21 protein-coding genes and 1 tRNA gene are annotated in these 25,233 nt (G+C 69.0%); 10 read left to right on the top strand and 12 right to left on the bottom strand.

Annotated features, from left to right (window positions below; all coding sequences use genetic code 11):
• Positions 1 to 6: 6 nt before the first annotated feature.
• From JI745_RS22090 to JI745_RS22075, 4 genes are all read right to left on the bottom strand, one after another.
• On the bottom strand, positions 7 to 786 hold the full coding sequence (locus JI745_RS22090) for a sulfite exporter TauE/SafE family protein (RefSeq protein WP_310738731.1): 780 nt from the start codon (positions 784 to 786) through the stop codon (positions 7 to 9).
• Positions 762 to 2,339, bottom strand: coding sequence for an ABC transporter substrate-binding protein (locus JI745_RS22085; protein WP_201811896.1), 1,578 nt, complete (start codon positions 2,337 to 2,339; stop codon positions 762 to 764). The genes JI745_RS22090 and JI745_RS22085 overlap by 25 nt, the downstream gene beginning before the upstream one ends.
• Before the next feature lie 69 nt (positions 2,340 to 2,408).
• Complete coding sequence (locus tag JI745_RS22080) at positions 2,409 to 3,650, bottom strand: HD-GYP domain-containing protein (RefSeq protein WP_201811894.1); 1,242 nt, start codon at positions 3,648 to 3,650, stop codon at positions 2,409 to 2,411.
• A 154-nt stretch (positions 3,651 to 3,804) separates the two neighbouring features.
• Complete coding sequence (locus tag JI745_RS22075; protein WP_201811892.1) at positions 3,805 to 4,467, bottom strand: cytochrome c; 663 nt, start codon at positions 4,465 to 4,467, stop codon at positions 3,805 to 3,807.
• A gap of 166 nt (positions 4,468 to 4,633) precedes the next feature.
• Here JI745_RS22075 and JI745_RS22070 point away from each other — a divergent pair, with 166 nt between their 5' ends.
• Positions 4,634 to 5,476, top strand: coding sequence for a MoxR family ATPase (locus JI745_RS22070; RefSeq protein WP_201811890.1), 843 nt, complete (start codon positions 4,634 to 4,636; stop codon positions 5,474 to 5,476).
• Positions 5,476 to 6,066, top strand: coding sequence for a GNAT family N-acetyltransferase (locus JI745_RS22065; RefSeq protein WP_201811888.1), 591 nt, complete (start codon positions 5,476 to 5,478; stop codon positions 6,064 to 6,066). The genes JI745_RS22070 and JI745_RS22065 overlap by 1 nt, the downstream gene beginning before the upstream one ends.
• A 7-nt stretch (positions 6,067 to 6,073) precedes the next feature.
• On the opposite strand, the gene JI745_RS22060 is transcribed toward JI745_RS22065, so the two are convergent.
• Both JI745_RS22060 and JI745_RS22055 read right to left on the bottom strand, forming a co-directional pair.
• The gene (locus tag JI745_RS22060; RefSeq protein WP_201811886.1) at positions 6,074 to 6,721 is read right to left on the bottom strand and encodes a hypothetical protein; all 648 of its coding nucleotides are present in this window, start codon (positions 6,719 to 6,721) and stop codon (positions 6,074 to 6,076) included.
• Between the two features lie 82 nt (positions 6,722 to 6,803).
• On the bottom strand, positions 6,804 to 7,973 hold the full coding sequence (locus tag JI745_RS22055) for a GGDEF domain-containing protein (RefSeq protein WP_201811884.1): 1,170 nt from the start codon (positions 7,971 to 7,973) through the stop codon (positions 6,804 to 6,806).
• 109 nt (positions 7,974 to 8,082) lie between these two features.
• Here JI745_RS22055 and JI745_RS22050 point away from each other — a divergent pair, with 109 nt between their 5' ends.
• The 4 genes from JI745_RS22050 to JI745_RS22035 all read left to right on the top strand — a co-directional run bounded on the left by JI745_RS22050 (position 8,083) and on the right by JI745_RS22035 (position 15,537).
• Complete coding sequence (locus JI745_RS22050) at positions 8,083 to 9,267, top strand: VWA domain-containing protein (protein WP_201811883.1); 1,185 nt, start codon at positions 8,083 to 8,085, stop codon at positions 9,265 to 9,267.
• The gene (locus tag JI745_RS22045; RefSeq protein WP_201811881.1) at positions 9,264 to 11,156 is read left to right on the top strand and encodes an autotransporter assembly complex family protein; all 1,893 of its coding nucleotides are present in this window, start codon (positions 9,264 to 9,266) and stop codon (positions 11,154 to 11,156) included. The genes JI745_RS22050 and JI745_RS22045 overlap by 4 nt, the downstream gene beginning before the upstream one ends.
• Complete coding sequence (locus JI745_RS22040; RefSeq protein ID WP_201811872.1) at positions 11,156 to 15,448, top strand: translocation/assembly module TamB domain-containing protein; 4,293 nt, start codon at positions 11,156 to 11,158, stop codon at positions 15,446 to 15,448. Before JI745_RS22045 ends, JI745_RS22040 begins: the two co-directional genes overlap by 1 nt.
• A gap of 14 nt (positions 15,449 to 15,462) precedes the next feature.
• Positions 15,463 to 15,537 (top strand) — tRNA-Arg (locus tag JI745_RS22035).
• A 13-nt stretch (positions 15,538 to 15,550) separates the two neighbouring features.
• Here JI745_RS22035 and JI745_RS22030 read toward each other — a convergent pair.
• Positions 15,551 to 15,973 carry a VOC family protein gene (locus JI745_RS22030; protein ID WP_201811863.1) on the bottom strand — a complete coding sequence of 141 codons (423 nt, stop codon included), beginning with the start codon at positions 15,971 to 15,973 and terminating at the stop codon, positions 15,551 to 15,553.
• Between the two features lie 175 nt (positions 15,974 to 16,148).
• Here JI745_RS22030 and JI745_RS22025 point away from each other — a divergent pair, with 175 nt between their 5' ends.
• Positions 16,149 to 16,430 (top strand): hypothetical protein, encoded by a 282-nt coding sequence (locus JI745_RS22025; RefSeq protein WP_201811861.1) that lies wholly within the window; start codon positions 16,149 to 16,151, stop codon positions 16,428 to 16,430.
• Positions 16,431 to 16,448: 18 nt separating this feature from the next.
• On the opposite strand, the gene JI745_RS22020 is transcribed toward JI745_RS22025, so the two are convergent.
• Complete coding sequence (locus JI745_RS22020) at positions 16,449 to 17,705, bottom strand: glutamate carboxypeptidase (RefSeq protein WP_201811859.1); 1,257 nt, start codon at positions 17,703 to 17,705, stop codon at positions 16,449 to 16,451.
• Positions 17,706 to 17,817: 112 nt separating this feature from the next.
• Here JI745_RS22020 and JI745_RS22015 point away from each other — a divergent pair, with 112 nt between their 5' ends.
• Positions 17,818 to 18,888, top strand: coding sequence for a GlxA family transcriptional regulator (locus JI745_RS22015; protein WP_201812729.1), 1,071 nt, complete (start codon positions 17,818 to 17,820; stop codon positions 18,886 to 18,888).
• Here the strand turns inward: JI745_RS22015 and JI745_RS22010 are convergent, their stop codons facing one another.
• Entirely contained in the window at positions 18,889 to 19,434 is a 546-nt protein-coding gene (locus JI745_RS22010; protein WP_201811857.1) for a carboxymuconolactone decarboxylase family protein, read from the bottom strand.
• 127 nt (positions 19,435 to 19,561) lie between these two features.
• Here JI745_RS22010 and JI745_RS22005 point away from each other — a divergent pair, with 127 nt between their 5' ends.
• The gene (locus JI745_RS22005; RefSeq protein ID WP_201811855.1) at positions 19,562 to 20,419 is read left to right on the top strand and encodes an AraC family transcriptional regulator; all 858 of its coding nucleotides are present in this window, start codon (positions 19,562 to 19,564) and stop codon (positions 20,417 to 20,419) included.
• Between the two features lie 18 nt (positions 20,420 to 20,437).
• On the opposite strand, the gene JI745_RS22000 is transcribed toward JI745_RS22005, so the two are convergent.
• Complete coding sequence (locus tag JI745_RS22000) at positions 20,438 to 21,445, bottom strand: GlxA family transcriptional regulator (RefSeq protein ID WP_201811853.1); 1,008 nt, start codon at positions 21,443 to 21,445, stop codon at positions 20,438 to 20,440.
• A 19-nt stretch (positions 21,446 to 21,464) separates the two neighbouring features.
• On the opposite strand from JI745_RS22000, the gene JI745_RS21995 reads away from it, so the two are divergent.
• Positions 21,465 to 22,586, top strand: coding sequence for a DJ-1/PfpI family protein (locus JI745_RS21995; RefSeq protein WP_404932833.1), 1,122 nt, complete (start codon positions 21,465 to 21,467; stop codon positions 22,584 to 22,586).
• A 32-nt stretch (positions 22,587 to 22,618) separates the two neighbouring features.
• On the opposite strand, the gene JI745_RS21990 is transcribed toward JI745_RS21995, so the two are convergent.
• Both JI745_RS21990 and JI745_RS21985 read right to left on the bottom strand, forming a co-directional pair.
• On the bottom strand, positions 22,619 to 24,682 hold the full coding sequence (locus tag JI745_RS21990; protein WP_201811849.1) for a TonB-dependent receptor: 2,064 nt from the start codon (positions 24,680 to 24,682) through the stop codon (positions 22,619 to 22,621).
• 80 nt (positions 24,683 to 24,762) lie between these two features.
• A complete protein-coding gene (locus JI745_RS21985; protein WP_201811847.1) occupies positions 24,763 to 25,173 on the bottom strand; it encodes a hypothetical protein in 411 nt (136 codons plus the stop codon).
• Positions 25,174 to 25,233: the final 60 nt, after the last annotated feature.

The raw sequence follows: 25,233 nt of genomic DNA, 5'->3' as shown, positions 1-25,233 counted from the left end.
TTCATGTCAGCTCAACCCGTCGTACAGCAGCTTCACACCGGCGAGAAACATGCCGGTGTAGGCCAGCCGATAGAACCAGGTCGGGTCGATGCGCCGGGTGAGCCGCACACCGAGCCACACCCCGACGGGCGCGAGCGGTATCAGCACCAGCGAGGTCGCCAGGTTGCGTGCATCGATCAGGCCCAGCCAGGCGTAAGGGATGCACTTCGAAGAATTCACCACCGCAAAGAAGACCGCCGTGGTCGCGGTCATGGTCAAGGGCGGCATGCGCAGCGGCAGCACGTAGGCGCTGATCGGCGGGCCTCCGGCATGTGACACGAAACTCGTGAACCCGGAAGCGATGCCAAGCGCAAAGCCCAGCGGCCTGGAGGGCGCCACGCCCTCGCGCCGGGGCGGAAAGAAGAGCCGCTGCGCGAGGAAGAGCAACGTCAAGGCGCCCACGACGGCCGACACCGTCTTGCTGGACAGCACACCGAACAGCAGCGTGCCCACCCCCACGCCGATCAGCCCGGCGGGCAGCAGCAGGCGCAGCAGCGCGTTGTCCCGCTGGCGCCAGAGCTGCTGCAGGCCGACGGCATCCATCACCAGCAGCAAGGGCAGCATGATCGCTGCCGCCTGCGGCACCGGCACGGCCAGTGCCATGAGCGGCACCGCCAGCGCACCAAAGCCGCTCAGGAAACCGCTCTTCGCCAGCCCCGTGAGCAACACCGCGGGAATCGCGACCGCGTAGAAGACGGGATCGGTGATGAGCGCGAAACCGGTCACTTCACCGTGACCCAGCGCCACTCCAGCCAGTTGTCCGGGCGGTGCACCGCGTCGACCTTGCCGCGCATCGCCCAAGGGATCACCTGGCGGTGCAGCGGGATGCTGAGCACGAGCTCGTTGTGGCGGGCCAGCGCGGCCTTCACCAGCTGTTCGCGCTTCTTCGGGTCGGGCTCCTTGCTGGAGGCCGCGGCCAGCTCCTCGAACCTGGCGTCCTTGGCGTTGCTGAAGTTCCACGAGCCCACGCCCGCTTCACCACGCGCGCGCAGCACCGGCGTGAAGGTGGTCTCGGCATCGGTGATGGCACCGCCCCAGCCCAGCATGTACATCGAGGTGTCGAGCTTCTGGATCTTGGGGAAGTAGGTCGAGCGCGGCATCGCGTTGACGCGCACCTTCACGTTGAGGCGCGCCCACATCGAGGCCAGGGTCTGGCAGATCTCTTCGTCGTTGATGTAGCGGTTGTTGGGGCAGTCGAGCGTGACCTCGAAGCCCTGCGGGTAGCCGGCGTCGGCCATCAGCTTCTTGGCGCCGTCCAGGTCGTAGGGCAGGCGCTTCTCCAGCGCCGGGTCGTTGTAGGTGCCCAGCGGCGACGGCGTGATCGCGCCGGTGGGTGCCGACTGCCCGCGCATCAGCTTGGTCTTGATGGTCTCGATGTCGATCGCCTGGTAGAGCGCGGTGCGCACACGCTGGTCCTTGAAGGGGTTCTTGCCCTTCACGCTGCTGTAGAGCAGCTCGTCGCGGTGCTGGTCCATGCCGATGAAGACGATGCGGTTCTCGGGGCCGTCGAGCACCTTCACGTCGGGCGTGTTGCGCAGGCGCGGCAGGTCTTGCGGTGCCGGGTCGAGCACGAGGTCGATCTCGCCGGAGACGAGCGCGGCCACGCGCGTGGCGTCGCTCTTGATCGGGGTGTAGACCACCTCCTGCACATTGCCGTCGAACTTGCCCCACCAGGCGGTGTTGCGCTTGTAGACGGTCTTCACGTCGGGCTGGCGCGAGACGAGGATGAAGGGGCCGGTGCCGTTGGCGTTGAACGAGGCGTAGCCCTCTTCCTTGTTCTTGAAGTCGATCGGCTTGGTGGCCTTGTTCTTCTCGGCCCACACCTTGCTCATGATCGGCAGCAGGCTGATGTGCTGCAGGAAGATCGGGTTGACCGCGGCGAGGTTGAACTCGACGGTGAGGTTGTCGACCTTCCTCGGCTTGCCGACCGCATTGGCGTACACGCCGATGTCGGACGTAGCCTCGGCCGCGCGCTGCACCGAGAACACCACGTCGTCGGCGGTGAAGGGCGTGCCGTCGTGGAACTTGACGTTCGGGCGCAGCTTGAAGCGCCATTGCAGCGGGCTCACCTGCGTCCACTCGGTGGCGAGCACCGGCTCGAGCGCCATCTTCTTGTCGCGGTTGACCAGCGTCTCGTAGACCTGGCCGTTCATCGCATTGGTGAGAAGCTCGTTTTGCGAATAAGGATCCATGGTCTGCGCATCACCTTGTGATGCCCAGCGCAGGGTCTGTGCGGAGGTGGACGTGGCGGCCACCACGAGACAAAAGGACGAAGCAAAAAACGACAGGCTGCGTTTCATTCGCGCGCTCCCAGGCTCTGAGGAAGCGGCGAGTTTAGGAGCCTTTGGTGGCCTGGCGCTCGAGAAGGGTCAGGCCGTCACGCCGTGCAACTTCAGGCTCTCGGGGTCGGCCCAGAGCGCCTCGAGGTGGGTGAACTTCCACTGCGCATTGGATTCGCGTGCCGCGATGCGGTCGCTGCAGGACGGGCTGGACAGGTCGAGCAGCTCGGGCGTGATGTGCAGCTGCGAACGGGTGGAGAAGAAGACCTTGACCTTGGGCGACACCAGCGACTCCAGGTTCTGCTCGCACACCACCGCGAGCCGGCCCGACTGCATGCGCACCAGCGAGCCCACGGGATAGATGCCCAGGCTCTTCACGAAGGCCTGGAACACCACGTCGTCGAAATGCCCGCCGCGCCACTCTGCCATCTTGCGGATCGACTCGGCCGGGTCCCAACCGTTCTTGTAGGGCCGGTTGGAGGTGATGGCGTCGTACACGTCGCACACCGCGCCCATCTTGGCGAGCATCGAGATCTGGTCGCCGCGCAGGCCGTGCGGGTAGCCGCTGCCGTCCACCTTCTCGTGGTGGTGCAGGCAGACGTCGAGCGCGCCTTCGGTGGCGGTGCCGCCTTCGCGCAGCATCTCGTAGCCGCGCAGCGGGTGCGACTTCATCACCTTGAACTCGTCGTCGGTCAGCTTGCCGGGCTTGTTGAGCACCTCGGTGGGCATCACGGCCTTGCCCATGTCGTGCAACAGGCCGGCGAGGCCGGCGTCACGCGTGGCGGTGTCGTCCAGGCCGAGCTGGCGCGAGAGCGACACCATCAGCGCGCACACCGCCACCGAGTGCATGTAGGAGTAGTCGTCGTGGGTCTTGAGCCGGGCCAGGCTGATCATGGCGCTCGGGTTGCGGTAGACGGAGCCGGCAATCTCGTCGACCAGCGGCAGGCAGCGCTCGGCATCGACCGCGTTGCCCAGCCGGGCGTCGTTGAACAACGCCTTCACCGCCTGCTTGGACTTGGCCACGAGCACCGCGGCGCGCTTCACTTCCTGCGACAGGCTGGTCGCCTGGGTGAGCGTCGGCGGGGCGGAGAGCGTGGCCGCGGGCGCCGAAGCAGGTGCCGCCTTCGCCGGCACGGGCGCCAGGCCGACGTCCAGGCCCTTGCTGCTGTCGATCCAGCAGGCTTGCACGCCAGACGCCACGAGCTTGTCGAGATCGCTCTGGTCGCGCAGGACGAACTTGGTCTTCCAGAACGGATGGTCCAGCCACGATCCCTCCAGGGCGTGGAGGTGCATGCCGAGGCGGAGCTGTTGGATTGGAATTTTCTTCAGCATGGGGCGGCGAGCAGTCCGGCTGTCCGTTGCTATCGGCGACCGCCGGCAAAACTTGACGGGCCCTGTGCGAAAGACAACCCAATGAAAAACGCCGCTGGAAACCAGCGGCGTTTTGCGTGACACAAGCCCGGTTCAGCCCCGGGCCAGGCCCGGTTCAGCGAAAGCGCGACTGCGGCACCGTGTGCAGGTCGGTCGGCAGCGAAGCCAGGTAGTTGGCGATCTGCTTCAGCTGCGCCGCGGTGAACGGCTGGGCCATGCCGGCCATGATGGCGTTGGAGCGGCCCACGTTGGGGTTGTTGGACATCTTGTAGGCCTTCAGGGCCACCAGCAGGTAGTCGGCGTGCTGGCCGGCGATCTTGGGGTAGCTGCCGTCGATGGGAGTGCTGTAGTTGGCGCCGTGGCAGCTGTTGCAGTTGCCCTGGGTCAGCAGCTTGGCGACTTCGGGGCTGGGCTGCGGCACGGCCTGGGTCTGGGCGGCGACCGGTGCGGTCTTGCCCTGCTGCTCGTAGAAGGCAGACAGGTCGGCGATGTCCTGGTCGGTCAGGCTGCCGGCGATGGAGCGCATGGTCGGGTGCTTGCGCTCGCCCTTCTTGTAGGCGTTGAGCGCGGCGGCGATGTACTTGCCGCCCTGGCCCGAGATCATCGGCACCTTGTGGATCTCGGGGAAGCTGGCCTGGTAGCCAGGGATGTTGTGGCAGCCAATGCACATGGCAGCCTTCTTCTGCCCCGCTTCGGGGCTGGCCTTGACGTCTTGCGCCTGAACACCGGCGGAGGCGAAAGCGGCCAGGGCAATGAACGAGGAAAGCAGTTTCTTCATGGTTCTGCGGGGCTTGGGGGCTTCAAGGTGACCGCGGATTATAGGGACGCCCGGAGGGCCTTCCCGAGCCGAAAAGACGGGGCCGGGCGGTGTCATGTGGCGGACAGCGGTGCCCTGGGAGCGGCTTATATACTGGCCCGACACCCCTTTCTACCGGCCGCGCCCCATGAAATTCCAAGGTTCCGAGAACTACGTCGCCACCGACGACCTGATGCTGGCCGTCAACGCGGCAGCCACGCTGAAGCGGCCTCTTCTGATCAAGGGCGAGCCCGGCACCGGCAAGACGATGCTGGCCGAGGAAGTGGCGCAGGCGCTGAACATGCCGCTGCTGCAGTGGCACATCAAGAGCACCACGAAGGCGCAGCAGGGCCTGTACGAGTACGACGCGGTGAGCCGCCTGCGCGATTCGCAGCTGGGTGACGAGAAGGTCAAGGACATCCAGAACTACATCGTGAAGGGCGTGCTCTGGCAGGCCTTCACCGCCGACCAGCCGGTCGTGCTGCTGATCGACGAAATCGACAAGGCCGACATCGAATTCCCGAACGACCTGCTGCGCGAGATCGACCGCATGGAGTTCTACGTCTACGAGACGCGCGAGCTCATCAAGGCCCGGCACCGCCCGCTGGTGTTCATCACCTCCAACAACGAGAAGGAGCTGCCAGACGCCTTCCTGCGCCGCTGCTTCTTCCACTACATCAAGTTCCCCGACGCCGCCACGATGGAAAAGATCGTGGAAGTGCACTTTCCCAAGCTGCGCAAGGAACTGCTGGCCGCCGCGCTCAAGAACTTCTACGACGTGCGCAACCTGCCCGGCCTGAAGAAGAAGCCGAGCACCTCGGAGCTGCTCGACTGGCTGAAGCTCCTGGTGGCCGAGGACATCCCGCTCGAAGTGCTGCAGAGCAAGGACGAGAAGGTCTCGGTGCCGCCGCTGGTGGGCGCGCTGCTCAAGAACGAACAGGACGTGTCGCTGTTCGAGAAGCTCGTGTTCATGCAGCGCCACAACCGCTGATGGCCTTCGCTGCGCCGGTCACGCTGAAAGGCCAGCACGCGACGCTGGAGCCCCTGAGCCTGGCCCACGAGGCCGAGGCGATCGAGGCGGTGAAGGACGGCGAGCTGTGGCAGCTCTGGTACACGAGCATCCCGGCGCCCGAGCGGATGCGCGCGGAAATCGAGCGGCGCCTCGCCCTGCAGCAACAGGGCTCGATGCTGCCCTTCGCCGTGCGCGACGCCGAGGGCCGCATGGTCGGCATGACCACCTACATGCACATCGATGCCACGCATCGGCGTGTCGAGATCGGCTCCACCTGGACGGCCAGGAGCGCCCAGCGCGGCCCTCTCAACACCGAGTGCAAGCTGATGCTGCTGACGCACGCCTTCGAGCAGCTGCAGTGCATCGCGGTCGAGTTCCGCACGCACTTCTTCAACCAGCAGAGCCGCCGCGCGATCGAGCGCCTGGGCGCCAAGCTCGACGGCATCCTGCGCAGCCACCAGCTCACGCCCAACGGCGCCCTGCGCGACACCTGCGTCTACAGCATCATCGCGAGCGAGTGGCCGGCGGTGAAAGCGCACCTGCGCTTCCAGCTCGACAAGCCCCGCTGACGCCGCCTCAGTTCAGCGGCATGCTGAACGACACGCCCACGCGCTGATCGACCCAGCCCGGCACGTCCGGCAGGCGACGCGCGCCGAGGTCGATCGACAGCCGGCGGGGCACGATCCACCAGCGCCCGCCCACGCGGTGCGCTTCGGTGCCGATCTCGGAGCCGGCCCATTCGGCGAACAGCACACCGAGCTTGCTCGGCTGCCACACGCTGCTGAAGGTGGCGCGGCTGCGCTGCACGCCGGTGCGCTCGAGGCCCACGCTGGTCTGCAGCGCCAGTTGGTCGTGCAGCCGCACCAGGCCGCCCATCGCGAACGCGGCGCGCTCCACCTTGGGGCTGCCCGCCGCTTCGCTGCCGCGCAGGCCCGACCAGTCGAGGCGAAACGCCGCCAGCAAGGACGACATGCGCACGCTGCTCAGCGAGGTGAACTCGGCGCTCATGACGCTCGGGCCGATGTGGGTGGGCTTGGCCCGTGGCGCATCGACCTTCCAGCGCGCGCTTTCGGCCTGGCAGCGGCCCGACAGGCCGGCTTCGAACTGCACCGGCGAGGCATCGCCGAAGGGCGTGACCGGGCAGTCCGGCCGGCCGCCCGCCCAGGCGCTCGCGGCCGCGGCCAGCGCCAACGTCGCGATGATTCGAATGCCTGCCGCTCTCATGGCGCAGATGATGCGAAAACCCCTCGGCGCTGTCATGCGCGCCGAACCAGTTTTGCGTGATTGATTTCGCGGGAAGCCGGGCTCAGGAGCCCAATTCGAAGCGGTCGCGCCCCAGCGCCTTGGCGCGGTACAGGGCCGCATCGGCACGCTTGAGCAGCGCCGGGACCTCGTCCTGGGGGCCGCGCCACGCCGCCACGCCAATGCTCACGGTCAGGGGCAGCACCTCGCCCTGCCAGGCCCACGGCCGACGCAGCACGGCGTCGCGCAGGCGCTCGGCAGCATTGAGCGCCTCGGTGGCCGCCGTGCCCGGCAGCACCGCCACGAACTCCTCGCCGCCGAAACGGCCGATGCGGTCGACGTCGCGCATCTGGGCTTTCATGATGCGGGTCAGGTGGCGCAAGGCGTCATCGCCGGCGGCATGCCCGAAGCGGTCGTTGATGCCCTTGAAGTAGTCGGCATCGATCATCAGCACGGAAAACGGGCGCTGGCTGCGCACCGCACGCCGGGCTTCGTCGTGCAACTGCTCTTCGATGGCGCGGCGGTTGAAGACCTCGGTCAGGCCGTCGGTCCTGGAGAGCCGGCGCAGCTCGGCCATCAGGCGCATGCCGACCAGCGCCACCAGCGCGAGGTGGAACACCAGCGCCGTGACCAGGAAGACGACCGCCGAGCCGATGTTGAGCGAGCTGTTGCCCGCCAGCTCGGCGACCACGGTGTAGGGCGAGACCACCGCCCGGGCACTGCGCGTGGCAAACACCATCGCGCCCAGCAGCAGCGGCACGGCCAGCAGGTGGCCGAAGGCAAGCCCCAGGTCGCGGCGGGCGTAGACGTAGATGTTCCAGGCCGTCAGCGCGCAGAGGAGCGCCACCAGCCCCGAGACGATGGCCACCCGCAGCGCACCGTACCCCGGATCGAGCCCGAGCCACGACAGCCCGGCCACACCGACCACCAGCAGCGCGTAAGGCCACCACGGCGCCGGCCGGCCGGTGAACTGACGCACGCCGCGCTCCATCAGCACGATGCCGGTGGCCACGCAGAGATTGGCCAGCGCGCGCAGCTCTTCGCTCCGGGTCTGGCTGGCGGCGATGAAGATGAGCACCGAGCTGCCCGTCAACAGGGCGTAACACGCCCATTGCAGGGCGGAGCGTCGGTCGATGGGCACCACCACGGCGCCGATCGCCCAGCCGAGCGCCAGCACCGCCTGCTGGCACGCCACCATCAAAAAGGCGATCTCGGTGGCGGTGAAGGTGGGCATGGAGCGTCGGGGACAGCCGGCAGGCGGCGATCCTTATAGCATTGGGCGTTCCAAACCGGTAAGGTGGGTTTGCGCCCGCCTTCGGCCCCCATTGCCCGAGAATGCCGCCATGCTGATCGACTTCTTCTACACCCTGCGTGCCGCCAAGCTGAAGGTCACGGTGCCCGAGTACCTGACGCTGCTCGAAGCCATCAAGGCAGGTGTGATCGACGACGACACCGGCCCCACCGTGGACAAGTTCTACCACCTGTCGCGCGCCACGCTGGTGAAAGACGAAGCCCAGTACGACAAGTTCGACCGCGCCTTCGCCGCCTACTTCAAGGGCGTGGAGCTGCTGGCCGACTTCAGCCAGGACATCCCCCTCGACTGGCTGCGAAAGAAGCTCGAGCTCGAGTTGAGCCCCGAGAAGAAGGCCGCCATCGAGAAGATGGGCTGGGACGAGCTGATGGAGACGCTCAAGAAGCGCTTCGAGGAACAGAAGGAGCGCCACGAGGGCGGCAACAAGATGATCGGCACCGGCGGCACCTCGCCTTTCGGTGCCTACGGCTACAACCCGCAGGGCATCCGCATCGGGCAGGACAAGAGTCGCAACAAGAGCGCAGTGAAGGTCTGGGACCAGCGCCAGTTCAAGGACTACGACGACCAGCTGGAGCTCGGCACGCGCAACATCAAGGTCGCGCTGCGCCGTCTGCGCCGCTTCGCGCGCGAGGGCAACGAGCTCGAGCTCGACCTGGACGACACCATCCACAGCACGGCGGCGAACGCCGGCATGCTCGACATCAAGATGATCCCCGAGCGGCACAACAAGGTGAAGGTGCTGCTGCTGATGGACGTGGGTGGCACGATGGACGAGCACATCCACCGCGTCGAAGAACTCTTCAGCGCCACCAAGAGCGAGTTCAAGCACCTCGAGTTCTATTACTTCCACAACTGCGTCTACGACTTCATGTGGAAGAACAACCGCCGCCGCTACAGCGAGAAGTTCCCCACCTGGGACATCATTCGCAAGTACAACAAGGACTACAAGCTCATCTTCGTGGGCGACGCCACGATGAGCCCCTACGAGATCCTGCAGCCTGGCGGCAGCGTCGAATACAACAACGAGGAGCCCGGCGCCGAGTGGCTGCAGCGGCTCACCAACGCCTTTCCCAAGTTCGCCTGGATCAACCCCGAGCCGCAGGGCGTGTGGAGCTACCGCCAGAGCATCTCGGTGATCCAGCAGCTGATGAACAACCGCATGTTCCCGCTCACCCTGCAGGGGCTCGAAGGAGCCATGCGCCTCCTGAGCAAATGACCTTTCGTTCCGTGGCCCGCCAGGGCCTGGGCCTGCTGGTCATGGCAAGCCTCTGGGGCTGTGCGAACCTGAACCCGGACAGCCCCCCCGCGCCGCCCCCTGAAAACACCCCCCTGGCCCAGGCCGCGCAGCCGGCCGGCCCGCCGGCATCGGCCGCCGATGCGGCCTCGGCCACTGTGTCGTACCGGGTGGAAGTGCAGGCGCCCGACAACCTGCGCCAGCTGCTGCTGACCTACCTCGACCTCACGCGCTTCCAGAATGCGCCGCAGACCGATGGCATCACCAATGCCGAGCTGATCCGCCTCACCGCCGCCTCGCCCTCGCAGGCGCGCAGCCTGCTCGAGACCGAGGGCTACTTCAACCCAACCATCACCGTCACCCGCGTCGACCCGCCCGACGAGACGCCCCTCATCACGCTCAATGTCGACCCCGGGCCGCGCGCGGTCATCGGCGCGTGGGAGCTGACCGTTACAGGGGAGTTGAAGACGCGCATCGACTCCGGCGACAAGGACGCCCTCGACCTGGTCGAGCGTCTGCGCAAGCGTTGGCCGCTCGACGAAGGCAAGCCCTTCAGCCAGTCGGCCTGGAACAGCGCCAAGAACGGCACGCTGGCGCAGCTGCGCGCCGAGGGCTATGCCGCCGCCAAGGCGGGCGAGACGATCGCGCACGTCGACGCCAAGACCAACGTCGCAGCCCTGGCGGTGGAGCTGCAGAGCGGCCCGCTCTTCATCCTGGGCGAGCTCAAGATCGAAGGCCTGAAGCGCTACAACGAGGAAGGCATCCGCCACGTGGCCGACTTCGGCCCCGGCACGCCCTACAGCGAGAAGCGCCTCTACGACTACCAGGAGCGCCTGCTCAAGCTCAACCTCTTCAACAGCGTGGCGGTGAGCATCGAGCCGGAGGAAGACAAGGCCAAGGCGGTGCCCGTGATGGTGCGCGTGACCGAGCAGGCCCAGCAGCAGGCCGTGGCCGGCGTGGGTTTCTCCGACAACACCCGCGAGCGCCTGACGGTCGAGCACCGCCACCTGCGGCCCCTGGGCTACCCGGTGCAGATGCGCAACAAGTTCGAGCTGGGCCGCAAGCAGCGCACCTGGGAGGGCGAGTTGCTCACCGATCCAGGCGACGCGCAGTACCGCAAGCTGCTGGCCGGCGGGGTGAGCCGCCTCGACACCGATGACGACTCCACCTTCTCGTGGAAGGCCCGCGCCGGCCGCACCCTCTACACCGAGCGCATCGAACGCCTCATCTTCGCGGAGCTGCTCAACGCCACGGTCACCAACGGGCTCGGCGAATTCACCAGCCGCGCCGTGTCCGGCAACTACCACTGGACCTGGCGCGACGTCGACGACATCATCCTGCCGACCCGCGGCCTCACCACCGTGATCCAGGGCGGCGCCGGCTACGCGCTCTCCGAGACGCAGCAGGACGGCCCCTTCGCCCGCGTCTACACCCGCAACACGCTCTACTGGCCGCTGCCCGGCGCCTGGTTCACGCAGACGCGGCTCGAAGTGGCCGAGGTGTTCGCGAAAGACGCGGTCGGCATCCCCGACACGCTGCTCTTCCGCGCTGGCGGCGACGAGTCGGTGCGTGGCTACGGCTACCGCGACCTCGGCCCGTTGGTCAACGGCGTGCTCACCAGCGGCCGCCAGCTGCTCACCGGCAGCTTCGAGATCGCGCGCCCGTTCAGCGTGAACCGGCCAGCCCTGTGGTGGGCGGTCTTCGTCGACGCCGGCAATGCCACCAACGAATGGGCCGACTACAAGCCCGCCCTCGGCTACGGGCTGGGCGTGCGCTGGCGCAGCCCGGTCGGGCCCCTGCGCATCGACTGGGCTTACGGTGAAGAGGTCCGCAAGGCCCGCCTGCACTTCAGCGTGGGCATCGCCTTCTGATGGACGGGAACACCGAGGCGCCCGCCCCACCGCCACCGTCGCGCCGCCGCCGGCGCGGCCTGTGGTGGAGCCTCGCGAGCGTGGCCGCGCTCTGTGCCCTGCTCGCCGGCGCGCTCTACGGCCTTTACTGGGCCACCGGCACCACGGCCGGCAGCCAGTGGCTGATCGCGCGGCTCGCACTCGTCGGTGTGAACGTGCAGGTGAGCGAGCTCGAGGGCGCGCTGCGCGGCGACTTCAAGGCGAAGCAGGTCGTGGTGACCGTCGGCCACACCAAGGTCATCGTCGACCGGCCGGTGTGGCGCACGCTGCGCATCGACTACACCCACGATGCCGGCGTGTGGGCGCGCATCCACGTGGCCTCGCTGGTGGCCGAGCGGGTCGAGGTCACGGTCGAGTCGACCGGCGAGAGCACACCCTTCAAGCTGCCGCGCAACCTCCACCTCCCGGTGGAGTTGCAGGTCGACGAGGTGCAGGCCCGCGAGCTGCACGTGCCCGGCCTCGCCGGCCACCCGTTCCGCGACGTGCGCGGCGCCGTGCACCTGGGCCATGACCGCGGCCGCTCGCACCGTTTCGAGCGCCTGAGCGGCCGCCTCGACCCGCTGCTGATCACCGGCCACGCCCGCATCGACACCCTCGGCCCGATGGCGATGGACGTCGACCTCAAGGCCACGCAAAGCGCTCAGGGCCTCGTGGCGCTCCCGCCTTGGGCCAAGGCCCTGCGCACCGACTGGCAGGCCGAGGCGCAGTCCAAGGGCCCGCTCGCCCGTTTCGACCTGCGCGCCAAGCTGCGCGCGCAGGGCCAGTCGCTCGACGCAAGCGCGATCGTCGCCCCCGAATCACCCTGGGCACTGCCGCAGCTCGACGCGCAGACCCAGGGGCTGGACCTGTCGGCGCTGATGCAGCAGGCGCCGCTCACCGCGCTCGACGGCACGCTGCGCATCACGCCCGAGAGCGTGGACAAGGCGAGCACGCTCACGCTTGCCGCCAAGCTCGAGAACACCAAGCCCGGCCGCTGGGACCAGCGCCAGTTGCCGGTGCGCACGCTGGTCGCCGATGCACGCTGGCGCAGCGACCAGGTCGACGAGCTGAGCCTGCACCGCTTCGAGGCCACGCTCGCCGACGAGCGCCGCGCCGCCGGCACGCTGCAAGGCACGGCCAGCTGGAAGGGGCGCGACTTCGCCGTCGACGCCAGCTTGTCGAAGGTGCAGCCGAGCGCCCTCGACCGCCGGCTGATGGCCATGACGCTGAGCGGCCCGCTGAAGCTCTCGGGCACCCTGCAGCCGCGCACCAGCACCGGCGCCCCGGCGCCACCGCGCTTCACCGCGCTGGCCGAGCTGAGCGGCCAGCTCGTCGACCCGCCGCGCCCGGTGCAGCTGCGGCTCGATGCCACCGGCTCCGAAGAGCGCATCGAGCTGCGCGAACTGCGCGCCCGTGCCGACGGCGCCAGCGCCGAACTCAGCGGCACGGCCGACCGCGCCTCCGATGGCTGGAAGCTCAAGGCCCAGGCAGCGCTCGTCGACTTCGACCCCAAGCCCTGGTTCCCTGCCGGCCCCCGCGGCGGCTGGCGAGCCGGCGACCACCGCTTCAACCTGCGCGGCGAGACCACCCTGCACATCGCCGACAGCGTGCGCATCAGCGGCCCCGACGACAAACGCGTGCTGATGGAGCGCCTGGCCGGCCTGCGCGGCGACGCACAGGTCAAGCTCGACAACAGCGTCATCGCGAGCGTGCCCCTCACCGGCGAGCTGGCCTGGCGCCATGCCGACGGCAGCCCGATGCAGGCCAAGGGCGCGCTCGACGTGGGCGGCAACCGCGTCGCCCTCGATGGCCAGCTCGCCACCGACGCCCGCGGCCAGCAGGACCGCTGGACCGTCGAAGCCCGCGCCCCCGCCCTCGCCCGCGTCGCCCCGCTGCTGCGTGCGTTCGCGCCCGAGGGCCAGGCCGCGCAGATGGCCGAGACCCTCACCGGCTCGCTCACCGCCGAGGCGCGCGCCACCGGCCGCTGGCCCGAGATCAGCACGCAGGGCAACGCGGCGCTGAACGGGGTGCGCGCCGGCGCATGGTCGGTCGGCGAAGGCCAGGCCCGCTGGCAGGTCGGCAGCCACGTCGACGCCCCGCTCGACGTGCAAGTCGACATCGCCCAGGCCGCGTGGTCGCAGCGGCAGATCGGCGCCACGCAGCTCAAGCTCAGCGGCAGCGGCCGCCAGCACCAGCTCACGCTGCGCAGCGAAGTGCGCGTGGCCCCGCCGGTGTGGGTGGAGAACATGCAGGGCAACCGCACGCTGGCGCCACCCCCGGTCGCCAGCCCCGCCATCCCCCCCAGCGCTGCCGCGAGGAACGCCGCGGCGGCCGCAGGTCCCGCACCCGCCGAGCGCGCGCCACTGCGCACGCTCATCTCGGCATCGGCGCAGGGCAGCCTCGCGGGCAACCTGCTGCACACCCACGATCCCCGCGACACCACCCCGCCCTGGTCGTGGAAAGGCGCCCTGCAACAGATCGAGGTGCGCACCACGCAAGCCGGCAGCTCCCCGCTGCTGTCGGCACGCGACATCGGCCTCGAGCTGCGCGGTGGCCCGCCAATGCGCGCCAGCGTCTCGGCCGGGCGCGCCGACATCCTCGGCGCCGGCCTCAAGTGGAGCCGCATCGACTGGGAGGCCGGCCGCGGTGTCGTCACGCAGCAGCTCGACATGCAGGCCGAGCTCGAGCCCATCGCCGTCGCCCCGCTGCTGCGCCGCATGGACCCGAACTTCGGCTGGGGCGGCGACCTCGTCATCGGCGGCCGGGTGGTGCTCAAGCAGGCCGACACCTTCACCGCCGACGTGGTGCTCGAACGCGTGCGCGGCGACCTGACGGTGACCGAAGAAAGCGGCACCCAGGCCCTCGGCCTCACCGACCTGCGCCTGGGCCTCGACGCCCGCGACGGCGTGTGGAACTTCACCGCCGGCCTCGCCGGCCAGACGCTCGGCGTGCTCGGCGGCGCCGTCGTCGTGCGCACCTCGCCGCAGCTCGCCTGGCCCGCCGTCGACGCGCCGGTGCAGGGCGTGCTCGAAGCGCAGGTGGCCAACCTCGGCACCTGGGGCGCGTGGGTGCCTGCCGGCTGGCGGCTCGACGGTCGCCTGAACATCAGCGCCACGCTGGGCGGGCGCTTCAATGCCTTCGAGTACACCGGCAAGATGGTCGGCGCCGGCATCGGCGTGCGCAACATGGTCGAAGGCGTCAACGTCACCGACGGCCAGGTCGACATCTCGCTCGACGGCGACACTGCCCGCATCAACACCTTCAGCGCCCGTGCCGGCAACGGCACGGTGCGCATCGAGGGCGGCGCCGAGATCGACAAGAAGCGCGCCAACATCAAGCTCGTGGCCGACAAGTTCCAGCTGCTCGGCCGGGTCGACCGGCGCATCGTCGTCACCGGGGAGGCCACGGCCGCGCTCGACGGCGAGAGCGTCAAGAGCGACGGCCGATTCACCGTCGACGAAGGCCTGGTCGACTTCACCCTGCTCAGCTCGCCCAGCCTCGGCGACGACGTGTTCGTCACCGGCCGCCGCGATGCACCGCCCACCACCCCGCCGACCGGCGGCGACCGCGTGTCGCTCAACCTGCTGGTGAACCTGGGCAACAACCTGCGCATGCGCGGCCTGGGCATCGACACCAAGCTGCGCGGCGAGCTGCGCGTGTCGCGCCCCGCGGGCAAGTGGCATCTGGCGGGCGAGGTCAACGCCGTCGAAGGCAAGTACGCCAACTACGGCCAGAACCTCGAGATCGACCGCGGCGTCATCGTCTTCAACGGCCTGCCCACGGACATGCGGCTCGACATCGAGGCGACAAGGCCCAACCTCGACACCGTGCGCGTGGGCGTGAAGATCACCGGCCCCTTGTTCAACCTGCGCACGCGCATCTTCTCGGAACCCGAGATGACGATGAACGAGAAGATGTCGTGGCTGATCCTCGGCCGCGCGAGCGACGGCCTTGGCAAGACCGACGCCGCCCTCGTGCAACGCGCGGCCTTTGCGCTGCTCGCCGGCGAAGGCGACGGCGGCCCGGCCGCCATCACCAAGGCCTTCGGCATCGACGAGCTCGGCCTGCGCCAGACCGAAGGCGACACCCGCGAGACCGTGGTCTCGGTCGGCAAGCAGCTTTCCAAGCGCATCTTCGTCGCCTACGAGCAGAACCTCACCACCAGCACCGGCAGCTTCCAGGTCACCTACCGCATCGCCCAGCGATTCGTGATGCGACTGCAATCAGGCCTGGACAGATCGGTCGACCTCATCGGCACCTGGCGTTGGGAATGAGAGAATCCGCCGCCCTCGCCGTAGTTCAATGGATAGAACGGCCGCCTCCTAAGCGGCAGATACAGGTTCGATTCCTGTCGGCGGGACCAGCGACCTGCATCGTCAACCCAGCGACTCGAACCCCGGGTTGAACGCCACCTCCCACAGGTGGCCGTCAGGGTCCTGGAAGTAGCCGGCGTAGCCCCCATAGAACGTCTTCCGGGCCGCCTTGACGATCGTGGCTCCCGCGCGCGAAGCCTGTTGCATCACGGCATCGACCTCCTGCTCCGTCGCCACGTTGTGCGCCAGCGAGAACTCGAGCGAGCCGCGTGCACCCACCGCCAGCCCGCTGTCGGCCGCCATGCTCTTGCGCGGCCACAGCGCGAGCTTGAGGCCAGCGTGCAACTGGAAGAACGCCACCGCGCCGTTCTCGAACTCCTTGCCGACGATGCCCTGTGTGGGAAAGCCCAGCCCGTCCCGGTAGAACGCCACGGCGCGCTCGAGGTCGTCGACGCCCAGCGTCAGCAGTGTGATGTGCGGCTTCATGAAAGACATCGTACGAGGCAGTCGTAACGCAATGAAAAAGTTCTCTCTGGCAAGACCTTCCGGGGGGCTCCACTACTCGGGAAATTGGCTGGTGCTTACCCCCACCGGTCGGTAGATTCAGGGCCTTGCGCTTGCGCGCAATTCCTTTCATCCATGCCGTACCGGAGGATTGCGAATGGCCCGCCACAAGGCCCCCGCCAAGACCAAGCGCTTGGTCTGGCGAATCTCTGACCACGCCCCGCTGGGCGAATGGGTCGACCCGAACCTGCCACCTCCACCGAGGCCCGAAGAACACACCGACGACCCGCACGACACACCCGGCGGCTGGCGGCGCTCGACCTACGATCTTCTGAACGGCGTGGACATCGACGACAACCCCAACACCGTGCCCGACGACCTCTTCGACGAGCTCTTCGGGCCCAGCAAGACCGACAACGCCAAGACGCCGCGCAAGTAGCGGCGCCCTGGCGCCTCCTCACTTCGCGACGCCGGCGCCCAGGTCGATCATCAGGCGCGAGGCCAGGTACAGGCGCGGCACGATCGAGTCGATCTCGATGTACTCGTCGCGTGCGTGGTAGCCGAAGCCGGCGAGGCCCAGGCTTTCCAGCACCACCGCCTTGCCCGAGCGCGCGGCAAAGGCCGCGTCGGTGCCGCCGCCGGTCATCGGCACCAGCAGCAGCGGGCGGCCGTCGAGCTCGGCGTAGATCTTCTGCGCATGCAGGGCGAGCGCGCGCCCGCGGTCACCGGCGTTGAAGGCCGGTCGGTTCACCTGCATCTTGATCGTGGTGGTGGTGTCGGGCACCAGGCGGTTGCTGTCGACCTTCTCCTGCAGCGCAGCGCGCAGCTTCTCGGCACCATCGCTCACCTGCAGGCGCACGTCGCCATGCGCGCTCGCCTTCTCGGGGATCTGGTTGCCGACCGTGCCGGAGGTCGACGTCGTCCAGTTGAGCTGCGTGCCGGGGATGCCCTTGGCCACGTCTTTCGTCTGCAGGATCTGGTGCGACAGCTCGACGAGCGCGTTGCGGCCCTGATCGGGCGCGGCGCCGGCGTGTGCCGAGCGGCCCTGCACTTCCATCGTCGCAAACGCGATGCCCGAGGTGCCGAGCAGCACGCCTTCGGTCTTCACCACCGCCTTCGCCGCGGTCGGCTCGAACGACAGCACCACGTCGTGCTCCCCGCCCAGCGTGGCGATCAGCTCGCTCGAGCCGCCGGAGCCGCCTTCTTCATCCGGGTTGAGCAGCACGGTGAGCTGCGCATAGTTCTTCCAACCCGCGTCGTTGAGCAGCTTGATCGAATGCAGGATGACCGCGATGCCGCCCTTGTCGTCGGCGATGCCGGGGCCATAGAGCTTGTTGCCCTCACGCCTGTAGGGCTGGGTGGCGAGCGTGTTGGCCGGGTACACCGTGTCCATGTGCGCGATCAGCATGATGCGCTGCGTGCCGGTGCCGGTGAAGCTGCCCTTCACGATGCTGCCGTGGCCCTTGGTGGCCTTGATGCGCTCGGTCTTCGCACCCAGCGCCTTGAGGCGGCCTTCGCAATACTCCGCGATCTTCGCGATGCCTTCGACATTGGCCGTGCCCGACTCAATGTGCACCAGCTCGCGCAGGGTCTCGATCACCTCGGGTTCGGCCTTCTGGCTGGCGGCCAGCAGCCGGGCATCGGGAGCGGCCACGGCGGTGAAGGATGCGGCGAGGGCAGCACACAGGGCAAGGAGGCGGGCGTGTCGAAGCATGGCGTTGCATGAAGAAGTGAGCGTGAAAAAAGTCTAGGCGCGCCGGCGCAGGATGGCGCGTGTCAATATCGCCATTTGAGTTGCCGATTCCGCCATGCGCCCACCTGACGCCATGCCCGACACCGCTCCTGCACCCGCCAGCCGCACGCCCTTGCACGTGCGTCTGCTGTGGCTGCCGCAGGCCCTGCCGGGCACGCTCTTCGCCGCGCTCGACGTGCTGCGCGCCGCGGCGCAGGTCGCCGCCGTGCAGCGGCCCGGCTCGTCGCGCGAGTTGAGCTGGCAGATCGTCTCGGCCAACGGCCGTTCCATGCCCTCGGCGTTCTGGAGCCCGAGCGGCCGCCGGGCACCGAGCCGTCCACCCGAGCAGAGCCTGTTGCTCATCCCGGCCATCGCGGCCGACAACGCACCGCAGCTCGGCGACACCGTGGCGCGCGCCACCGCCGCGCTGCGCCTCGTCGAGCGACACGCGCAGGCCGGTGGCTGGGTCGCGGCCTGCAGCAGTGGCATGGTCATGCTCGCCGAACTCGGCCTGCTCGACGGCCACCGTGTCTCGGCGCCCTGGGTCTACCAGAGCTGGATGGCGCGCCGCTACCCGCGCTGCGACTTCGGCGCCAATGAAGAGATGGGCGGTGCCGAGCGTCTCTTCACCTGCGTGGCACCCGCATCGATGACGGAATTCATGCTGCGCATGCTCGGCCACCTGCACGACCCCGACCTGGCGCAGGCCTGCTCGCAGGTGCTGCTGCACCAGCCGCTGCGCCAGCAGCTCACGCCGAACCTGGTCGAGAGCCAGTGGATCACCCGCACGGCCGACAGCCCGGTCTACCGCGCGATGCAATGGCTGCAGGCCAATGTCGACAAGCCCTACCGGCTGGCGCCGGTCGCCGACGCCGCCGCCACGAGCGAGCGCACCCTGCTGCGCCACTTCCGGCAGGTGACCGGCATGACGCCGCTCGACTACCTGCACCACCTGCGCATCGAGCGCGCCAAGATGCTGCTGGAGGTGACGCTGCATGGCGTGCCCGGCATCGCCGAAGCCTGCGGCTACAGCGACACCGCCTCGTTCCGCCGGCTCTTCCACCGCGAAACGGGCATGTCGCTGTCGGAGTACCGCAGCCGCTACACGCTGCGCTCACGGCGCTCGCACTGGCGGGTCGAGCGGCAGTCGCCGCCCGGCGCCTGATCAGGCAGCACGACGCAGCGGCACGGCGGGGAAGTCGACCGGCACCGCAAAGGCCACGTTCACGTAGTTCGTGAAGAGGTTGAGCGCCACGTGGCCGAGGATCTCGACCACCTCGGCGTCGTTGAAGCCGGCGGCCCGCACGGCCTGCACGTCGGCATCGCTCACCTGGCCGCGCGCGTCGACGAGCTTCAGCGCAAAGCGCAGGGCCGCCGCGGTGCGCGCATCGCTGGCCTCACCCATCTGCGCGGCGGCCATCTCGTCGGCGCTCGCGCCAGCCTTGCGGCCGAGTGCCACGTGCGCGGCCAGGCAGTACTCGCAGGCATTGCGCTGCGCCACGGCCACCGCGATCTTCTCGGTGAGCCTGGGCTCGAGCACGCCCTGACCGAAGGCAGCGAACGAGCCCCACATGCTCTTCAGCGCCGCCGGCGAGTGGGCCACGGCCTTGAACATGTTCGGCGTGGCACCGAAGGCGCCATGGATCTGGCTGAGCAGGGCCTGGCTGTCGGGCGAGGCAGTGTGGGCATCGAGCAGGGAGACGCGGGGCATGGTGGGTGTCCTTTCGGGGTTGCACTGGCAAGTTCCAGTGCAACCAGTGTGGCGGGCCGGTCTGTACCATTGGTGCTGTTTCATCCACAAGACATACCAATTCGTCCAGATCCCGAGCCCCATCGCCATGACCCAGAACGTCGATCGGCTGTCGTCACTGCTGGAGCGCTTCCGCGTGCGCGCCCACCTCTTCCACAACGGGCCGCTGTGCGGCGTGACGCACTACGCCGCCGAACCGGGGCGCGGCTTCCTGCACGTGATGCGCAAGGGCGAGATGACGCTCACCCACCGCGCGCGCAGTGGCGCACCGAAGAAGCTGCGCATCACCGAGCCCACGCTGCTCTTCTACCCACGCCCGCTCGCGCACGACTTCCACAACGCACCGGCCGAAGGCTGCGACTTCACCTGCGCCGCGGTCGAGTTCGAAGGTGGCGAGGAGCACCCCCTGGCGCGTGCCCTGCCGCCCGTCGTGGTGCTGCCCCTGGCGCAGCTGCCCACGCTGGAGCACACCTTGACCCTGCTCTTTGCCGAGACCGAGCAGGTGCGCTGCGGCCACCGCCTGCTGGCCAACCGCTTGTTCGAGGTGCTGCTGCTGCAACTCTTGCGCTGGCTGCTCGACCATCCTGAAGAGAGCGGCGTGCCGGCCGGGCTCCTGAACGGCTTGTCGCACCCGCAACTGGCGAAGGCGCTGGTCGCGCTGCACGATGCACCGGGCGATGCGTGGACGCTGCCGCGCATGGCCGAATGCGCGGGCATGTCGCGCAGCGCATTTGCCGCCGCCTTCAAGTCGCACGTGGGCGAAGGGCCGGCCGAGTACCTGGCGCAGTGGCGGCTGTCGATCGCGCAGACGCGGCTGCGCCAGGGCTCACCGCTCAAGGCCATCGCCGAAGACCTGGGCTACAGCAGCCCATCGGCGCTGTCGCGCGTGTTCACGCAGAAGGTCGGCCGCTCGCCCCGCGAGTGGCTTCGCCACGACACGCGCTGACGTGCTGTTGGCGGGGCCTCAAGCCGAGGCGGGGCGCTCGCGGTCTCGGTAGGCCTGCGGCGTCACGCCGTGCTGCCGCGCAAACGCACGCTGCAGCGCGTCGACCGAACGGAAGCCGCTGCTGCTCGCGATCTTCTCCTGCGTCCAGCGCGTCTGGCACAGGAGCTGCGCTGCCTTCGACACACGCGTGCGCTCGACGTAGCGGGCCGGCGTGCAACCCGTCTCGGCCACGAAGGCGCGGGCAAAGTGGCGCGGGCTCATCTGCACGCGCTCGGCCAGCACCTCTACCGACAGGTTTTCCAGCGGGTGCAAGCCGATCCACGCAACCAGCTCGCGCAGCCGGTGGCTGGCGCCGGCCTGCGCGCGCAGCGCTTCGCTGAGCTGAGGTTCGGCGCCGCTGCGCAGCATGGGCAGTGCCAGCGTGCGTGCGATCTCCATGGCCGTGGCGTGGCCGAGGTCGTCTTCCACCAGCGCAATCGCCAGCTCGATGCCGGTGGTCACGCCGGCCGACGTCCACACCGGACCATCGCGCACGAAGACACGGTCGTGCCGCATCCGGGCCTGCGGGCGCATCTGCTGCAGCAGGTCGCACACGCGCCAGTGGGTGGTGCATTCGCGGTCGTCGAGCAGCCCTGCGGCGGCGAGTGCAAACGCGCCGGTGCACACGCTCGCAATGCGCCGCACGCGCGGTGCGGCCTGCACGAGCCAGTCGGCCAGGCCCTGCTCGGCGATGGCGGCGCGCAGGCCGGGCTCGTCACCGCCGGCCACGATCAGCGTGTCGATGTCGTCCGGTAGCTGCGGCAGGGCCAGGGTGTCGGTGAGCGTGAGGCCACCGTTGGTCGCGACGGCGCCCCCGGTCGGCGACGCCACGTGCAGACGGTAGCTGCCGGGCCGCCACAGCTCGGCCTTGCTGAACACGCTCGCCGGCCCGGCCACGTCGATCGACTCGACGCCATCGAACACGACCAGCACGATGGTCCTGGCAGAAACAGCGGTCTTGTCGTCGTTGTCGGTGAGGGCGGGCATGCCTAGGCTCGTGAGGTCGATGACTTCAGGAAACGATGGAATGAGATCTGCCCGGTCCATGTTAGTTGCAGCCCTCGCCGCGCTCGCCGGCAATGCGTGGGCCGCGCCGCCCGCGGTGAACGCGTCGCACGCGCCCGCCACCTTCATCGAGGCGCTGCGGCCCGAGCCCGGCCGGCGGCCGGTGGTGGCGGTGCTGGCCTTGAACGACCGCACCGAGATGACCGACCTGCTGCTGCCCCACGCCGTGCTCAAGCGTGCCGACGTGGCCGAGGTCCACATCGTGGCGCCGCGCGCGGGCACCGTGAAGCTCTTCCCTGCCCTGCAGATCGACGGCGCATTGAGCTTCGAACGCTTTGCACAACGCCACCCGGAAGGACCTGACTACATCATCGTGCCGGCAATGGAGCGCGACGACGACCCCGCCGTCACCACCTGGCTGCACCAGCAGGCACAGCGTGGCGCCAAGGTGATTGGCATCTGCTCCGGTGCACGCGTGGTGGGCCGTGCGGGCCTGCTGGACGGGCGCCGCTTCTCGGGCCACTGGTACGACCGCAAGACGCTGCTGAAACGCCACCCCGGTTCGCAGCACGTGCCCGACCAGCGCTACCTGATCGACCGCGGCGTGGCCACATCCACGGGCATCACCGCCTCGGTGCCCACGATGCTGGCGCTGGTCGAAGCGATCGGCGGCACGGTCCGTGCGGCCGCGGTCGCGCAGGAGCTCGGCGTGTCTGCATGGGGCCCCACGCACGACAGCGCCCGTTTCGGGCTCAGCTTCTCGCGAGGCCTCGCCTACGTGCGCCAGGGCGCCGCCTTCTGGCTCGACGAGCGCTGGCAGGTCGACGTGCACGACGGCATGGACGACATCGCCCTCGCACTCGCGGCCGATGCATGGGCACGCACCGGGCGCGTGCGCGTCGAAGCGGCTTCGCCCTCGGGGGCGGTGCAGTTGCGCAGCGGGCTGCGGCTGCTGACGCACGCGCCCGACGACTCGCCCCGTTTGCCGCTGGACAACGCGCTCAAACCGGTGCCGCAGCTCGACCGCACGCTGTGCGAGATCGCCGCGCGACACGGCGACGCACGCCGCGACCGGGTGCTGCTGGAGATGGAATACGCCGGTCCCGAAGCGCCTTGCCCTTAGGAGCGCCGCTGCTGATGCGGCAAGGCGCTGGCTCAGAACGGCATCTTGAGCGTGAGGCGCACAGTGCGGGGCTCTCCAGGGTGCACGTGGCGGTCTTCGCGGGGGCCGGCCAGCAGCGGCGGCTGCGACTCGTAGTAGTACTGGATGTCGTACACGTCGCGATCGAAGAGGTTGAAGACATCGAGCGTGACCTCGGCATCACGCCAGAGCTTCTTGCTCACGCGCAGGTTGGTCGTGGCTGAGGAGTACGAGCGCACGCTGTTGTCTTCGACCAGCGCACCGCTGCCGAGGTAGCGCCACTGCAGGCTGGCCGACCAGCCGGCCAGGTCCTTCACGCTCAGCGCGACCGAAGCCACCCTGTCGATGGCGTTGGGGATGCGGTCGGCGTCGCCCGCATGGCGGAAGCGGGCGTGGCTCCAGGCGAGGTCGGCGTCGAGCAGCAGCCATCTGTTGGGCGTCCAGCGGTTGTTCCACTCCACGCCGCGGCGCTTGCTGGGCAGCGAGCTTTCGGTGTTGCCGGCATCGCCGATGTAGACGAGCTCGGAGTCGAAGTCGAGCTTCCACAGCGCGAGCGAGCTCTGCAGCCCCGGAATCCACTCGGTGCGCGCGCCGACCTCGTAGCCGCGCGAAGCCGACAGGCCGGGCGCGGGGTCAATGGGCGAGGTGGCCCCGCGGGCATCGTTGCTGTGGAAGCCGCGGCCCGCGTTGAAGAAGAGCTCGGTCTTCGCCCACGGCCCCGCCACGAGCGTGAGCTTGGGCGAGAGCTGCTGGTCGCCGTCGGTCGCCGAGCCGCCCGCGATCTGGTTGTCGACGGTGAAGCGCACGCTGTCGGCACGCACGCCGAGCACCGTGCGCAGCCAGGGGGTGAGCTCCAGGCCCGTCTGGCCGTAGATGCCGAGCATCGTCTCGCGCAGCTTGTCGTCGCGCACCGGCGTGCCCAGCACCCGCGCCGACGACTCGAAGAGCCCCACGCGCGCGCGGTCGTGGCGCAGTTGCACGCCAAGCTCGCTTCGCGCGGGCAGCGGGCCCACTGCATGGTCGACGGCGTGGCTCGCCGAGACGCCATAGACGGTGCGCTTGTCCTGCTGCGAGAACTGGTCGTCGGGCCGGTCGAGCGCATAGGTGAAGTTGGAGAATAGCGAGAGCCGGTAGTCGATCGCATACGCCGACACGCGCGTGGCGCTGTCGTTGCCGATGTCGCGCCACTCGCCCGAGAGGCTGCTACGGCGCGTCGTGCCGCCGGTGGTGGGGTCGAGGCTGTCGAAGCGGCTGAAGGGCTGGCCGTTGTACCCCTCGAGGATCAGGCGCTCGGGCACCTGGTCGGTGGCCGTCCAGCTCGCGTCGTAGGCCATGAGGCTCGCGTTCCAGCCCTTGTTCTTGCTGCCGCTGCTGAGGGTGAGCACGCCGTTAGCGCGCTTCAGGTCTTCAGGCACCGTCCACGGGCCATCGTTGCGCTGCAGCTCCACCACACCCATCAGCGTGTGGTCGCCGCCCACCTGCGTGGAGCCGCCGACCAGGCCGCGCCGGTAGCCACGCTGGCCGATGGTGAGCGACGCGAACGGCGCATCGAAGCGCGTGCGGTAGGCGATGTCGGCCGAGCCGGCCGAGGAGAAGTCGCCGCTCTTCGCGAAGTAGGGGCCCTTGCGGTACTCGATGCGGTCGACCACCTCGGGGATCAGGAAGTTGAGGTCGGTGTAGCCCTGGCCGTGGCCGTGCGAGGGCATGTTGACCGGGATGCCGTTGATGCTGGTCGCGAAGTCGGTGCCGTGGTCGAGGTTGAAGCCACGCAGGAAGTACTGGTTGGCCTTGCCGTCGCCCGAGTGCTGCGTGACGATGACGCCCGGCACGAACTCGAGCACCTCGCCCGGGCGCAGCGCGGGCCGGCTCTTCATCAGCTCGGCGCGGATCACGCCTTGCGACGCGGAGTCGGACGTGCCGACCGCGTTGTCGTAGTGGCGGCCGGTGACCTCGACCGGGTCGAGGTGGACGGCGGCCACCTGGTGGCTGGCAGGGGCCGGCGGCGGAGTGGTTTGCGCGACGGCGGGGCCGCACAGGGCCAGCACGCCCAGCGCGACGGGATGCAAGGTGGTCTTCATGGAGACGATGTCCGGGAGGCCTTCGGGCGAAGGCCGGTGGTGAGGGCCTGCGGCGCGCGCAGGGGCTCGGCAGGACAGCGTCAGGCGCGGGGCGGTCGCTCCGGCAAGCCGGCGGTGTGGGTGATGCAGCTCCACGCCGCGCAGGCACACATCACGTGGCCAGCATCCGCGGCGGCCACGTCGTGCGATGACGCACCGATGGCCACCATGGCCGACAGCACAGCGCCGGCCGTGGCACCGAGTTGCTGCGCCTCGTCGTACAGGGTCGCACCCGGTATGGACGAGAGGTGCACGTGGCGCTCCCAGCCGCCGTCGTCATGTCGGTGCTCATGCACCGTCGCCACCGCCTCGGCCTGCATGTGCAGGTGCCGCGGCCCCTGCACGCGCCCCAGCGCCGATGCCATCGCCTGCACGAGCAGGATGACCGCGACCCAGCAGGCAAGCAGCCGGATCGCGTCGCGGGCCAGGGGCGAAGAGATGAGGAGGCTCATGGGATCGGCGGAGTATCGCGCTGCCACCTCGATACGTCGGATGCGACCACCTGGATGCAG

This window comes from Piscinibacter sp. HJYY11 (genome assembly GCF_016735515.1).
In the GTDB taxonomy this organism is placed as follows: Bacteria; Pseudomonadota; Gammaproteobacteria; order Burkholderiales; family Burkholderiaceae_C; genus Rhizobacter.
Note: the sequence above shows the minus strand (reverse complement) of the source record. Positions and strands in the feature narration are given on the sequence as shown.